The sequence below is a fragment of the Rhizobium sp. WYJ-E13 genome (assembly GCF_018987265.1).
Lineage (GTDB): Bacteria > Pseudomonadota > Alphaproteobacteria > Rhizobiales > Rhizobiaceae > Rhizobium.
The window spans coordinates 100,216-114,781 of record NZ_CP076854.1 but is presented as its reverse complement, the minus strand read 5'-3'; the positions used below and the strand labels follow the sequence as shown (position 1 = coordinate 114,781).

The 14,566-nt window shown below is 59.4% G+C and carries 11 protein-coding genes and 2 pseudogenes; 3 read left to right on the top strand and 10 right to left on the bottom strand.

From position 1 onward, the window contains the following. Positions 1–5: 5 nt before the first annotated feature. Together KQ933_RS22060 and KQ933_RS22055 are read left to right on the top strand one after the other, a co-directional pair. Complete coding sequence (locus KQ933_RS22060) at positions 6–2,312, top strand: FdhF/YdeP family oxidoreductase (RefSeq protein WP_216759994.1); 2,307 nt, start codon at positions 6–8, stop codon at positions 2,310–2,312. A 129-nt stretch (positions 2,313–2,441) separates the two neighbouring features. Further along, positions 2,442–3,431 (top strand): AraC family transcriptional regulator, encoded by a 990-nt coding sequence (locus KQ933_RS22055; RefSeq protein WP_253958386.1) that lies wholly within the window; start codon positions 2,442–2,444, stop codon positions 3,429–3,431. A 69-nt stretch (positions 3,432–3,500) separates the two neighbouring features. On the opposite strand, the gene KQ933_RS22050 is transcribed toward KQ933_RS22055, so the two are convergent. From KQ933_RS22050 to KQ933_RS22030, 6 genes and pseudogenes are all read right to left on the bottom strand, one after another. Then, complete coding sequence (locus KQ933_RS22050; RefSeq protein ID WP_216759993.1) at positions 3,501–3,926, bottom strand: MAPEG family protein; 426 nt, start codon at positions 3,924–3,926, stop codon at positions 3,501–3,503. 108 nt (positions 3,927–4,034) lie between these two features. Next, positions 4,035–4,415, bottom strand: a complete 381-nt coding sequence (gene cyoD / locus KQ933_RS22045; RefSeq protein ID WP_216759992.1) for a cytochrome o ubiquinol oxidase subunit IV — start codon at positions 4,413–4,415, stop codon at positions 4,035–4,037. Continuing rightward, the gene (locus tag KQ933_RS33500) at positions 4,412–4,915 is read right to left on the bottom strand and encodes a cytochrome c oxidase subunit 3 (RefSeq protein WP_253958446.1); all 504 of its coding nucleotides are present in this window, start codon (positions 4,913–4,915) and stop codon (positions 4,412–4,414) included. The genes cyoD and KQ933_RS33500 overlap by 4 nt, the downstream gene beginning before the upstream one ends. Positions 4,916–5,095: 180 nt before the next feature. Continuing rightward, positions 5,096–7,087 (bottom strand): annotated as a pseudogene (cyoB, locus tag KQ933_RS22040) (cytochrome o ubiquinol oxidase subunit I); the annotation flags it as partial. A gap of 4 nt (positions 7,088–7,091) precedes the next feature. Next, complete coding sequence (cyoA, locus tag KQ933_RS22035; RefSeq protein WP_216759990.1) at positions 7,092–7,916, bottom strand: ubiquinol oxidase subunit II; 825 nt, start codon at positions 7,914–7,916, stop codon at positions 7,092–7,094. Between the two features lie 615 nt (positions 7,917–8,531). Then, positions 8,532–9,184 (bottom strand): annotated as a pseudogene (locus KQ933_RS22030) (glutathione S-transferase). Positions 9,185–9,299: 115 nt separating this feature from the next. Here KQ933_RS22030 and KQ933_RS22025 point away from each other — a divergent pair. Further along, a complete protein-coding gene (locus KQ933_RS22025; protein ID WP_216759989.1) occupies positions 9,300–10,505 on the top strand; it encodes a polyhydroxyalkanoate depolymerase in 1,206 nt (401 codons plus the stop codon). A 296-nt stretch (positions 10,506–10,801) separates the two neighbouring features. Here KQ933_RS22025 and KQ933_RS22020 read toward each other — a convergent pair whose 3' ends face one another. The 4 genes from KQ933_RS22020 to KQ933_RS22005 are packed head-to-tail and all read right to left on the bottom strand — an operon-like array spanning position 10,802 to position 14,561. Beyond that, positions 10,802–11,464, bottom strand: coding sequence for a flavin reductase family protein (locus KQ933_RS22020; protein ID WP_216759988.1), 663 nt, complete (start codon positions 11,462–11,464; stop codon positions 10,802–10,804). Between the two features lies 1 nt (position 11,465). Further along, positions 11,466–12,890: a Xaa-Pro peptidase family protein gene (locus KQ933_RS22015; protein ID WP_216759987.1), complete on the bottom strand. Its 1,425-nt coding sequence runs from the start codon at positions 12,888–12,890 to the stop codon at positions 11,466–11,468. A gap of 17 nt (positions 12,891–12,907) precedes the next feature. Further along, positions 12,908–13,741: an ABC transporter permease gene (locus KQ933_RS22010; RefSeq protein ID WP_216759986.1), complete on the bottom strand. Its 834-nt coding sequence runs from the start codon at positions 13,739–13,741 to the stop codon at positions 12,908–12,910. Continuing rightward, positions 13,734–14,561 carry an ABC transporter permease gene (locus tag KQ933_RS22005; protein WP_216759985.1) on the bottom strand — a complete coding sequence of 276 codons (828 nt, stop codon included), beginning with the start codon at positions 14,559–14,561 and terminating at the stop codon, positions 13,734–13,736. The genes KQ933_RS22010 and KQ933_RS22005 overlap by 8 nt, the downstream gene beginning before the upstream one ends. Positions 14,562–14,566 lie beyond the last annotated feature (5 nt).

Below are 14,566 nucleotides of genomic sequence, written 5' to 3'. Positions count from 1 at the left end.
AAACGATGAAGAAGAAACGCCCTGAAGGCATAAAAACCTATAGCGAACCGGCTGGTGGCTGGGGCGCCCTGCTCGCGGTGGCGAAGACACTGAAGCACCAGCAGGTCGTGGCAGAAGGCACTGCGATGCTGCTCAAGGCAAACCAGCCCGAGGGATTTGACTGCCCCGGCTGTGCCTGGCCGGATCCCAAGCACACGTCCTCATTCGAATTCTGCGAAAATGGTGCCAAGGCTATCACATGGGAGTCGACAGCCAAACGTGTAACGCCTGAATTCTTCAGTGAGCATCCTGTATCCGAACTGTGGGAATGGCCGGACCATAAGCTCGAAGATCAGGGACGGCTGACGGATCCGATGATCTACGATGCCGGTACGGATCGCTATCGCCAGATAGGATGGGATGAGGCATTCGTGCTGATCGGCGATGCCCTCCGCGCCCTACCGGACCCGAACATGGCAGAATTCTACACGTCCGGCAGGGCTTCCAACGAGGCCGCATTCCTCTACCAGCTCTTCGTTCGTGCCTATGGCACCAACAACTTTCCGGACTGCTCGAACATGTGCCATGAGGCGACAAGCGTGGGATTGCCGCAGTCGATCGGGGTCGGAAAGGGAACGGTGACGCTGGAAGACTTCGATCATGCCGATGCGATCTTCAGTTTCGGGCACAATCCCGGCACTAACCATCCCCGGATGATGACAACGCTTCACGACGCGGCGCGGCGCGGAACGCCGATCATCGTCTTCAATCCGCTGAAGGAACGGGCGCTCGAGCGTTTTGCCGCGCCGCAGAACCCGATCGAGATGGCGACCTTCTCATCGACAGACATCGCATCCGCCTACCATCAGGTCAGAGCCGGAGGGGATCTCGCCGTCCTGAAGGGCATGATGAAATCGATCTTCGAACGAGATGCCGCCGACATTGGCTCGGGGGGCACGGGGGTCCTTGATCGTGCCTTCATCGCCGAACACACCGCTGGCTTCGACGAACTCCGACGCAATATCGAAACGACCTCGTGGGAGACCATCCTGACGGTATCCGGCCTGACGAGAGAAGCCATCGAGAGTGCGGTGGATGTCTATCTGAAAGCGAAAAACGTCATTGCATGCTACGGGATGGGCCTGACACAGCATCTCAACGGGACCGGCAACGTCCAGCAACTCGCCAACCTGCTTCTGCTCAGGGGCAACATGGGCCGGCAGGGCGCAGGCATTGCTCCGATCCGCGGGCATTCGAACGTCCAGGGTGATCGGACGGTCGGCATAACGGAAATCCCGAACCAGGCGCTCCTCGACGGAATCGAGCGTGCCTTCGGATTCCGGCCGCCAGCGGCCAAGGGCCACAATGCCGTGGAGACCATGCAGGCCATCATCGCGGGACGCTCGAAGGCACTCATTTGCCTCGGAGGCAATTTCGCGGTTGCGATGGCAGATCCGGACGCCACCTATCCCGCGATCCGGAAGCTCGATCTCGCCGTCCATCTCGCGACCAAGCTCAATCGAACCCATCTCCTGACCGCGAAGACGACGATCGTGCTGCCTGTCCTCGGCAGGACCGATATCGATATCCAGGCTGGAGGGCCGCAATCGACCACGGTCGAGGACTCGATGTCCATGGTTCACGCCTCTCGCGGCTTCCTTCGGCCGCCAAGTCCCCAGCTCCGCTCGGAACCGTCGATCATTGCGGGTATTGCGAAGGCTACCCTGGGTGACCGATACGGCATCGACTGGGACGGACTGGTCGCCAATTACGACGCGATCCGCGACAAAATCGAGATTGTCTTTCCCGAGTTTCAAGATTTCAATCGACGGGTCCGTGCGAAAGGTGGCTTCCGTCTCACCGTCGCCGCCTCGGAGCGTCTTTGGAACACGGCCAATGGAAGGGCAAATTTTATCGTGTCATCCGGTCTGGATGAGGATCCGGCTTTGAACCACCCCGGCGCTCTCGTACTCATGACGATCCGGAGTCACGATCAGTATAACACGACCGTCTATAGCCTTGATGACCGATATCGTGGCGTCTTCGGGCGCCGAGATATCATCTTCATGAACCGCATCGATCTCATGGCGAGAGGTCTGAAAGAAGGCGACAGAGTCGATGTGGTTGGTGCGGGCAACGCCGGTTTCGGAAAAGGAAATGTGCGGGCCGCGCGAAGGCTTACCGCGGTAGAATACAACATTCCTGTCGGATCGATCGCGGGGTATTATCCCGAACTTAACGTCGTCGTGTCGCTTGATCACCATGACAGGAAATCTGGCACTCCATCATACAAGGGCGTGCATGTAGACGTGCGGAGAAGCGCCGATGACTAAACGTTATTGGCATGTCGAAAACCGACATAATCCCATCGCCTGAGACCGCTTTGGAGCGAACGGGAATAAATAGTACTTTTCAAAATATTACCTTATTTTGTAATCGAGAACACGCTGGGGGCCATTACGATGAAGTTTAACCCGCACGCCAAAATGAGACACGCCACCAGCGACGGCGTTCGTCGTTTGTCGTCACAGGACGAAGCGCTACCGCTGCTGAGTATCGACGATATTCTCCATCGCCGCCCTTACAAGCCTGTCATTACAACACGCGACCGAGGCTGGGGCGGCGTCACCCTGGACGTGCATAGCCCACATTTCAACATCTCCGAGAGCTATGCAGGACTCGACCATCACATGATAACCTTCTGCCCTTCCGGGTCGTCCAAGTTGACGCAAATTCGGGAAGGCAAAGTGCATCGAGGGGTCATGTCGACAGGAATGTCGCTGCTTATGCCGGCGGGATACGACTCAACCTGGGAAGGGGACACGGGCCAGTCGGCACGCCTCAGAATTCCCATTTCGTTGGTCGCCAACGCGGCGGAGGAATGCGATTGGCGGGGACCTTTACCGGTAGAACTCCGCAACGTCTTCGAAGCACGGGACGCGACGATCATGCATCTCGGGCTGACCTTGTTGTTAGAGGCGCAAAAAAGCCCTCACGCGACCCAGAGGTTGATGGTTGACACTCTATCGGCTGCATTGGCTATCCACCTTCTGCGAACGTACAATACTTTCGAGGCAGTCGAGCGCAGTGGCGAGGCTCGCCTTGGCAAACATGAGATCACGCGGCTGACGGAATATATCGAAGACAATCTCGATCGTTCCATTGGGCTCGCGGAACTCGCAGGGGTTGTCAACGTGAGCCGGTTTCATTTCATCCGCCTGTTCAAGCGTAGCACAGGGATGACGCCAATCGATTTCGTTGAGCAAAGTAGGATCGAGCGGGCGCGGTCACTCATCACCGATACGAATATACCGCTTGCAGAGATCGCTTTGATGACGGGGTTCGCCGACCAGAGCCACTTTACCAGGCGCTTCCGCGATCGTGTAGGATGTACACCCGCGGCATATTCAAGGGATCATGGCCGCAGACGTACGTTACGGAGTAGGAGTTGACGCAGGCCACTGAATGCAGAATAGGTTCCTGAGCCGTGAGCGTACCCGCTGTTGGTATTCAATCGCTTTTCACGAGACGAGCAGCGCCACTCCGAGACCCAAGCCTGCTACGTAAGTCCCCGTTACAGCGAGAGCTCTTAGCGGATCGAAAATCTCCAGGCTGCGGCATCTCAATATGGCGAAGACGAACAGCAGACGAGCCAGCAATGCCAACACCATCAACCCGGTCACAATATTGGATCTCGTCCCGCCTCCAAGCGACAGGATCAGGACGGCGAGTAAGCCGACATATTCCGCTGTGTTCCCGTGCGCCCGCACCAGCTTCGTCAAAAGGCTGGTTGGATCGGCGGGGGCGCCGAAGAAAAGCACCTTGGTGCGAAGACGCACGAAGGTGATGGCCAAGCTTAGACAGAAGAACAGCAGCGTTAGCGACGCCACGCAGATTTTCGGGACCAGATCAACGCGCGAGAGAGCAGGCAGAAATTCTGCGAACATGAATATTTCTCCGATGGCGCACTCACGTCCGCCATTAAAACTGAACGATGATTCCCCATATCTTGGGGCTCTGACTGCGCCTTAATCTTGGGGCCTCTGCTTAGATCATTAAGGCTGGATCATGTGATCCATAGGCATAAGATTGCCGTTCAGGTTGGACATAATCCACAGCGATCCGACGACGATCAGGAAGACGATCAGAATTCCAAATGCCAGCGCCAGCGCGTTGTTCGTGTTGTCCGGGCCTGTCGTGATATGGAGAAAGAAAACAAGATGGATGCCGATTTGGGCGATCGCCAGCACCGCCAGGCCCACGGGTATTCCGGACATCCAAAGAAAGTCGCTGCGTGCTATCCAGAAGGATAACGCCGTCAGCAGCAGTGCCAGAAACAATCCGACGACATTGGTCGTCAGTCCCGACAGAAAGCTGTCATGCTCGTCGCCGGGCGCCAGATCGTTCGGTGTCGTGGTTTGGTCATGCTCGGTCATGGAAGCACTCCGTAAAGATAGACAAGGGTGAATACCGCGACCCAGATGATATCCAGGGCATGCCAGAACAGGCTGAAGCACATCAGCCGGCGGCCTACCTCGGGGCGGAAACCTCGCACCCGGATCTGCATCAGCATGACCGCCAGCCAGATCAGGCCGGCCAGCACATGGAGACCGTGGCATCCGACGAGGGTGAAGAACGCCGACAGGAAAGCGGAACGATCCGGCCCGGCCCCGATCGCAAGGAGATGACTGAACTCCCTGACCTCGAGAACGAGAAAGATGAGACCGAGAATGCCGGTGACCACGAGAGACAGCTGTGCGACAGCGATCGACTTGTGCTTTGCCGCCAATGACGCGACGCCGCAAGTGAAACTCGAAAATACGAGCACCACCGTCTCGATGCCGACGTTGCGCATGTCAAGCAATTGCGAGGCTGCCGGCCCTCCTGCCGTCGCATTCTTGAGGACGGCGTATGTGGCAAACAACGCCGAGAACATGATGATGTCCGAAAGAAGGAACAGCCAGAAGCCGAAGCCAGCGACGATATGCTTGCTGGCAGGTCCGGACGCCGAGGGCGAGATCGGGGCAGCGTCGCCGTCGGCGCTCTTTCTATGTCCCAGGCGGTGCGGATCCTGGTCGCCCCTCTGGAAGGCGGCTTCCGCGATACGCTGAGGCGGCATACTGCCCAAAGCGGCCGCGAGCAATGTGCGACGCTCTCGGTCAGAGCGCGCGATATCGCCGGCCGGGATTATCGTTTCGGACTCGCGACGCCAGGCGAAGGCGACAAACGCAGCGAAAGTTCCGGCCGTGCCCATGATCGCCAGCCACCAGATATGCCAGATCAGGGCAAAGCCGACAAAACTTCCGAAGAAGGCGATGGTAAACCCGAGCGGACTATTGCGTGGCAGCTCGATGTTCTCATAGGCCGGCTCTTCCGCAAGGCGCTGTTGAGCGATGGCCCGCTGCTTCATTCCCCAGTAAGCCTCCTCGCCCTTTACGTTGGGCAGAACAGCGAAATTGAACGCGGGCGGCGGTGAGGTCGTTGCCCATTCGAGCGACCGGCCATCCCATGGGTCGCCCAGCGTATCCTTCAGGCTGTGGCGCTGGAGAATGGACACGATCAGCTGTACTGTCTGGCAGACGACGCCGATAAGAATACAAATTGCTCCGATGAACGCGACAATGTTGTAGGGCTGCCACCCGAGATCTTCGTAGTGCTGCATCCGGCGCGTCGCGCCCATTAGACCGAGAACGTAGAGCGGCATGAACGCGATATAGAAGCCGACGATCCAGAACCAGAACGCAGCTCTGCCCCATCCGTCATGAAGCCTGAACCCGAATGCCTTCGGAAACCAGTAGGTGTAGCCGGCAAAGATGCCGAAGACGACGCCGCCGATGATCACATTGTGGAAATGGGCGACGAGGAACAGTGAATTGTGAAGCTGGAAATCGACGGGTGGGATAGCAAGCAGCACGCCCGTCATCCCGCCAATCACGAAGGTGACCATGAAGCCGATGGACCACAGCATCGGCACGGTGAAGCGGACGCGTCCGCCATACATCGTGAAGAGCCAGTTGAAGATCTTGGCGCCGGTCGGAACCGCGATGATCATCGTCATGATCCCGAAGAAGCCGTTGACGTCCGCACTCGCTCCCATCGTGAAGAAATGATGGAGCCAAACCATGCAGGAGAGAACGCAGATCGCCATCGTGGCGATCACCATAGTGCGATATCCGAACAGAGGCTTGCTGGAGAATGTCGAGACGACCTCCGAGTATACGCCGAATGCAGGCAGCACCAGAATGTAGACTTCCGGATGCCCCCAGATCCAGATCAGGTTCACGAACATCATGGCGCTTCCGCCTCCGTCGTTCGTGAAGAAGTGGAAACCGAGATACCGATCGAGCGTCAGCATCGCCAGCGTCGCGGTCAGCACCGGAAATACGGCCAGCATGACCAGATTGGAGGCCAGCGCGGTCCAGCAGAAAACCGTCATTCTGCCGTAGCTCATTCCGGGTGCCCGCAGCTTCAATATCGTCGTGACGAGATTGACCGCAGAAAGCAGTGTTCCGACCCCGGATATCTGAACGGCCCACAGGTAGTAGTCCACCCCGACGTCAGGCGAGAATTGCAGCTCGCTCAACGGCGGGTAGACGAGCCACCCGGTCCGCGCGAAGTTACCGACGAACAGGCTGAGATTGATCAGCAGGGCTCCCGACGCACTCAGCCAGAAGCTCACGGAATTGAGCGTGGGGAACGCGACATCCCTCACCCCAAGCTGGAGCGGCACGACGAAATTCATCAGGCCGATGACAAGTGGCATCGCGACGAAGAAGATCATGATCGCGCCGTGGGCCGTGAAAATCTGGTTGTAGTGATCGGGGGGAAGATACCCCTGCCCCTCGCCCGCCGCGAACGCGAGATGTGAGCGCATCAATATCGCGTCGGAGAAACCGCGAAGCAGCATGACCAGGCCGAGGATGCTATACATGATGCCGATCCGCTTGTGATCGACCGACGTGATCCACTCGCGCCAAAGGTAAGGCCAGAGACCTTTAATCGATATGACGCCCAGGATTGCCGCAATGGCGATTATGACAACGAGGGAAGTAACAAGGGGAATTGGCTCATTAAAAGGAATTGCGTCCCATGTCAGTCTGCCGAGCAGCATCCTATAGCCTTTCGTTGGAAATCGAGCTGACACCGCGGCAAATGCCCAAGGCAGCGTCTTCCTGGGTCATGGTCGTCGTCGTATGAATGATGTTGTCGAACAGACCGCTGGCGACGTTTCCGAATGTCACCGGCTGGACATTAGGACTCGGTCTGGCCAGTTCGGCATAGCCGGCGGCGTCGAGAGCGCGCCCGCCCTGCCGGACGCTCGAAATCCACCCGTCGAACTCGGCAGTTTCGACGGCATCGACATTGAATCGCATTCCCGAAAAGCCGTCGCCGCTAAATTGCGCCGATAGTCCCTGGAACTGTCCCTGCCGGTTGGCGAGCATGTGGAGTCGGGTGGTCATGCCGGACATCGCATAGATCTGACCCGCAAGCTGCGGGACGAAGAAGCTATTCATCACCGTCGCCGACGTGATCTTGAGCGAGACAGGCCTGCCAACGGGTACGACTAGCCGGTTGACGCTCGCCAATCCCTGGTCGGGATAGATGAAAAGCCATTTCCAATCGAGCGCCACCACCTCGACGTTCAGCGGCGTCTTGCGGGAGTCCAGCGCACGTGCAGGGTCCAGCTCGTGACTTCCGATCCATGCGATGCCGCCGAGCAGCATGATGACCATCGCAGGAATGCCCCAGATGACGATCTCGACCTTTCCGGAATAGGTCCATTCGGGACGGTAGCAGGCCTGGCGATTTCCCTCGCGATACCACCACGCGACCAGAAGCGTGGCAGCGATAACAGGTACGATGATGCAAAGCATGATCACGACGGAATTCAGAAGGATCTGGCGTTCGGCTGCCGTTGTCGGGCCGTGCGGATCCATAATCCCTCCGGAGCACCCCGACAGAACATCAAGGAAGAGCAGCGTGAGGATAACGTTCGCAATCGGTTTCGCGGCCGTCGCTCCTAGATATTTTTCAAATGGGCGCGGTCGAAGTCGTGTCGATACGGTTGACACTTTGGCAAAGGATTGAGAGATCAGTACCCGAGACAACTTTGTCACCCCCCCGCAAACAGCGTTGGCTATGCGCCGCGCGGCTGTCCGCGGACGTGGCTGAGATCGTTATTGATCCTCGGAATACCTACGAAGTTACGGGGCGCCGAGATAGGATGCTATTGCCGCCATTGGTCAGCGGTTGCTTCGTCGAAGCTGAGCAGCGCAAGAAATTCATTCAGTTCGATATTCAGTTTCACAGGATGACGGCAAGTCTGATTGAATGCTCTTGAGGGATCTGGACCGCCGACCTCGCCATTACACGATCTTGATACGATCTTGCAGTCGAACCAATTCGAACCGCCGCTTTCGCATGCGCGTTGACCAAGTCATCGGTAAATTTGCTGATCGCCGCATGAGTTGCGCGGCAACATAAACGACACAATCTGAACTTGTGCACTCCGCGAAAACCACTGCTGTTTGGGCAGGCGAATCCCGCTCCCCTCAGAATTCCACTTCCAGCTCGACGATTTCGTCCGGTTCGGCAATCGCGCCGTCCGTCCATTCGATCATGAGCGGCCAGGACAAGACGGTCTCGGCATAAGCTGCCAGTTGCGGTTCGAGTTCCACGGCATAGGTGCGGAAACGCGTGCAGACAGGCGCGTACATGGCGTCGGCAACGGTCGGAGCACCACCGAAGAGCCAGGGGCCGCCGCTGGCATCCAGGCATTCGGTCCAGATCGTCTTGACGCGCTCGACATCCGGCCGCGCGCCCGAGAAGATCTTGAAGCTCTCGTGCTTGACTTCAAGTTCATCGGCAGTGCCGAACGCAGATTGTGGAAGCCCGAATGCATCTCGCCGGAGACGGATCGGCAGCGGGCACGTATTGCCTGCGCGGCGGGCCAGAGGCCAGCCTTGGGAGCGATCTCGTGCAGATATTCGGCAATCGCCAACGTATCCCACACAGTGACATCGTCGTGGGTCAGCCTTGGGACGAGCACCGAAGGCGAAAGCAACAGAAGCTCCTGGCGGGCATTGTCATCCAGTTCGACGAGCACTTCGGTGAAATCTAGCCCCGCCATCCGGCACAGGAGCCAGCCGCGCAGCGACCACGAGGAATAGTTCTTCGAGGAAATCGTCAATGTCGCTTGCGTCATCCTACCCACATCCTTCGAACAACATTGCTTTCGCAGACAATCTTCTCGCATCGCAAGAAATATTGCACTAGCATTTTTGCATCGCGAAATTCTGTTGCGATGCAGGAGATGCGTCATGCTCTACCAAGCCTATCAGTTCCAGGAAGACCTCTTCGCCCCGATGCGCGACTGGGCGCGACGCCTCGAGATGTTTTCCTCGAGCTTCTGGAGCGGTGACCTGAGCCGCTACTTCGAGGCGGCGATGGAGATGATCTCCCGGTTCCAGCTAACCCACGAACGTCCGGATTTCGCCATAACATCGGTAACGATCGGCAATCGCGATGTGCCGATCACCCTGGAGACAGCCCTCGATCTGCCTTTCGGCAAGCTGCTGCATTTTTCCGCGGATGTCGATACGAGACGGCCACGGGTGCTCGTCATCGCCCCGCTCTCCGGCCATTTCTCGACACTTCTAAGGGGTACGGTGCAGACGCTGCTGCGCGACCACGACGTCTATATCACCGACTGGGCCAACGCCCGCGACGTCCCGCTTTCCGCCGGACGCTTCGGCATGGACGATTACGTGGACTATATCATCCGCTTCCTGGAGGAGATCGGCCCCGGCGGACATATCCTTGCCATCTGCCAGCCCTGCGTTCAGGCGCTCGTGGCGGTTGCCTTGATGTCGGAAGCTAGGCATCCCGCCACGCCAAGAACAATGACGCTGATGGCCGGTCCGGTGGACCCGCGCGAGAGCCCCACGAAGGTCAACGAACTCGCCGTCTCGAAATCGCTCGCATGGTTCGAGAATTCGCTGATCAGCTACGTTCCGTTGCGCTTTGCCGGCGGCGGGCGGCGGGTCTATCCGGGCGTCGTCCAGCTCAGCGCCTTCATGAGCATGAACATCGAGCGCCACCAGACCGCCCATCGCAAGCTCTTCGAGCATCTGGCAAAGGGCGAGACGGCGGAAGCCGGGAAGATCAAGACCTTTTACAACGAATATTTCGCAGTGCTCGACCTTACGGAAGAATTCTATCTCGAGACGATCGACCGCGTCTTCCAGAAGGCCGAACTGGCGATGGGCGAGTATACCCATCGCGGGCGCAAGGTCGATCCTGGCCTGATCCGCAACACGGCACTCCTGACGGTCGAGGGCGGGCGCGACGACATCTGCGCTCTGGGCCAGACTTCCGCCGCCCACGACCTCTGTCGTTCGCTGCGCCCTCACCTGAAGCGCCACCACCTGCAGGCCAACGTCGGACATTACGGCGTCTTCAACGGCCGCCGCTGGGAGAAGGAGATCTACCCTGTCGTGCGCAACATGATCCTGGCGATGGAGTAGGAGACCCGTCCGACCGTCTGAAGGCCTGCGTCCCTGCAACCACTTTCAACCAGATTCCAGATACGCAAACGCCCGCTGTGCTACACTGGGCGATTTCTGCAATCCGCCGGCAATCAGCGCCGGTGAATAAAGCGGCCACAGCCTTTGGGAAATGTCGCTTGTACAGGCCGGCTATGCCCAAGAAGATGCCGATCCGCCTACCTAAGCTCTTGATGGGATGTGAACCTTCGATCCCTGCGGCCAGCCACGTCCCTCACCCCTAAACCTCTCAATAATTACGAATGCACGGAGCGCCCTCACTCTGCCGCTGCTTGCTCCCCCGCCTTACGCCCTTCCCACTCCTGAGGGGTCAGCGTCTTGATGTCGAACTGGTCGCGCGTTCGGGCATAGGTGTGACCGCCCATACGGCCGACGGCGTCCATCAGGTGCTGGTCGATATGCAGATTCGATGCGTTGACCGCATCGCTGCGAACGAAGACACCGACGACCTCGCCGAGGATGATCTCGCGGGCCGGGCCGACCTGCAGAGTCGTGTGGCGCCGGCATTCAAGTGCGGCCGGGGCCGCGAGGATGCGGGGGCTTCGCACCATCCGGCCGGGCACAGTCGCAAGACCCGCCTCGTCCATCTCGTTCACCTCGGCGGCGAACTTGATGGCGCAGACCTCCATCTGATCCACCAGCGCATCATCGCAGATGTGGACGGTGAACTCGCCGGTCTCGCGGATGTTGCGGGCGGTATCGTTGAAGCGCATGTCGGCGTAGTTCTCGACGCCGATCGCGACGATAGCCGGATCGTGGGTCAGGACGTTGAAGAAGCTGAAGGGGCCGGCATTCGGCTGGCCGGCCTTGCTGACGGTCGTCACCAGCGCGATCGGGCGCGGGATCACGGTGCCGATCAGGATCTTGTAGCGCTCGCGCTCGTTGAGCCTTGAGAAGTCGAAATGGGTATGATCGTACATATCAGGCCTCGGCAGCAATGCGATGGGTTTCAAGCGGAGTGTGACGGGACAGGTTTTCGAAGCCATCCCTGGTGACGACATACATGTCGCCGACATTGCAGCCGGCCGACAGCGGCTCGAGCCATTGCGTGTGGAGCACAAAGACCATGCCCTCTTCCATCAGGTCGTAATTGTGGGAGGAGATGTTGAAGCTGTTCTGACCGCCGGCCATGCCAACCGAGTGGCCGAGGTTGGGATTATGCGGCCCGTGGGTCGCTGGGTAGACGTGCATCAACTTGCGCCCTTGGGCCTCCCAGTCGATGTTCTTAAGGTACTGGTGCGGGATAAGGCGGGCGCTGCCGTCATCCATCGGAGCCCAGTTGTAGGGCATGGTGCGCGCCTCGGGCGAAGCCAGCATGCCACGCTCGATGATCGGCTCGAAGGCGGCGTTGTTGACGTCGCGCATCAGGGCGCCGGGCCGGATCAGCTTTTCGGCCCGCTTGACGCCCTCGGTGCAGGCGGCGAGCACCTCTTCCTGCCGCTTGGTGATCGCGCCGACCGCGATCATGCGGGCGGTCTGGGCCGTGTAGCCGCGATAGGTGATGTTGGAGACGTAGAGATTGATCAGGTCGCCCGGCCGCACGACATGGCCGTAGGGCTTGCCGCAATGGGTGCCGAACTCGTTGATGCCGATCTGGTAGCCGTCGCCGGTCTCCCCGCCATAAGTGAGCTGCGCCTGGGTGAAGGCGGCGTAGATCTCATGGTCGGTCACGCCCGGCTTCGCCACATGAAAGGCCGCCTGGGTGGCGATGCTGATAAGCTGGGCTGCGGCGCGGAACATGGTGATCTCGCGTGGCGAGCGGACCTTCTGCATCCGGTCGAGAATGGCGTTGTCGGCGACGAATTTGGTCTTCGGCATTAATTCATCGAGTGCCGCCCAGAAGGTCAGCGACGTCCGGTCGCCGATTCGGCCGATCTGGGCTTTGCCGAGCCCCATGCCGGCGATGAGTTCGGCGCATTTCTCCGCCGTCTTGACGACGCTGTCGCCCGGACGGTCGGCATATTCGCGGCCGATCGGGCCGATCTGCCAGATATCCTCGACCAGAACAGGTTCACCGCCCGGCGGCAGCAGCACCGACTGGGTGAAGAAGGACAGAAGCGTCAGCGGCTTGTCGCTGTCTGTGGGTATGATCAGAACGCCTTCGCGCATCCAGTCGCAGATATAGCGCAGATAGTGGTTGGAGGCATGGAACCAGCCGACGCTGCCGGTGTGGACGATCAACGCATCATGCCCGGCTTCCACGGCCTGACGGCGGATGCGGCGCAAGCGATCCTCGAACTCCTCGACCGGTAGCGGCAGAGGCGCATCGAAATCGAAGTCCGGCTGGAAATCGGCGAGCAGCGATCCGACGCGGTAGGAGCCTGACTTGTTTGCGCTAGGGGTCATGGGTGTTTCCTTCCAGATTATTGTCGAGTTGGTAAGGCCTGCCGCGGCGCGAGAACGCGCCTTGCGACAAGCATGACGATCAGGGTGAGGCCGATGAGGATACCCGAGATCGCGGCGACGCGAACGTCGAGCGATTCCTCGATCAACGCGAACATGCGCAGCGGCAGGACGGTGGTTTCGGCATCGGCGAGGAAGAGCGAGATCGAGACGTTGTCCAGCGACTGGATAAAGACCAGGAACGCGCCGGCGAGAATGCCCGGCATCAGCAGCGGCAGCGTCACCCGGCGAAGCGTGGTGAACCAGGACGCGCCCATGACGGTCGATGCCTCGGCGAGCGAAGGATTGAGTCCTTGCGCGACGACAGAGGCGGCGCGGTACATTAGCGGCCCGAAGACGACGACATGGCCGGCGACTGTCAGCCAGAGCGAGGGTTGTACCCCGACGAAGTTGGCGACGATCAACGCCGCCAGACCGTAGACGAGGCTTGGCAGCACCAGCGGCGACAGAAGCAGCGGTTCGATGGCGCCGACGGTGCCCTTCCGCATCCGGCTCATGCCGATGGTGGCGGGCACGGCAAAGAGCAGCGAGCCGAGAACCGCAAGGCCGGCGATCTTCAGCGAGTTGAAGGCCGCAGCATGTTCCGTTGCCGAGCGGACGGGATCGAGCAGCGCCTCGTACCAGCGGAGTGAGCAGCCCTCGGGCGGGTATTTCAGGGTCTGGCCCGAGGTGAAGGACATGGTGAGCGCAATGACGATCGGCGCCACCAGATAGATCACGGCAAAAGTGCCGAAACCGAAGACGAAGAGCTTGTAGAGCAGACCTGGGATCGGGTTTTCGCTTCTATCAGCCATGGCCGACAAGCCTCCTGTGACGGGAAATCATGGTCATTGCGACGAGCAGGCAGCCGGTGGAGAGCAGCAGGACGACGGCAATCGCCGAGGCCAGAGGCCAGTCGAACAGCGTGCCGACCTCGCGGTAGATGAGCTGCGGAACATAGACATTGCGCGCACCGCCGATGACGGCCTGCGTGACGAAGGAACTGCTGGTGCTGGCAAAGACGAGAATCCAGCCGGCCAACAACCCCGGCAGCATGAGCGGGATGAGCACGGTCACGAAGATGCGCCACGGGCCGGCACCGGAGACCTGCGCCGCTTCGGTATATTGAACCGGCGTGCGCGACAGAATGGCGACGAGCGGCAGGATGATCAACGGCAGGTCGATCTGGCACATGGCCATGACTAGACCGAGTTCTGTGAACATCAGGCTGATCGGGCTGCCGGTCAGGCCGAGCCCCATAAGCGCCTGGCTGATCGGCCCTTGCCGCCCAAGGATGATGATCCAGGCAAAGGTCCGCACCACATTGCTGGTCAGCATTGGGATGAGCGTCAGGAAGATGATCACCTGCCGTGCGGTCTTGCCACTGTGCCAGTAGAGAAGCGCGATCGGCACGCCGAGCAGCGTCGTGGCGAGAACTGTCTCCAGCCCCAGCCGTGCGGTATTGATGAGGACGCGAAAATTGAACGCGTCCCCGAAGAACCTGATATAATTGGCTAGCGTTGCCCCTTCAGGACCTGTGAAGCTGAAACCAACGAGAACGGCGAGCGGCGTCGCAAAGAACGCCACCGAGAGCAACAGCATCGGTACAACGTATGGAAAACCGCCCGCCTTCATCGTCT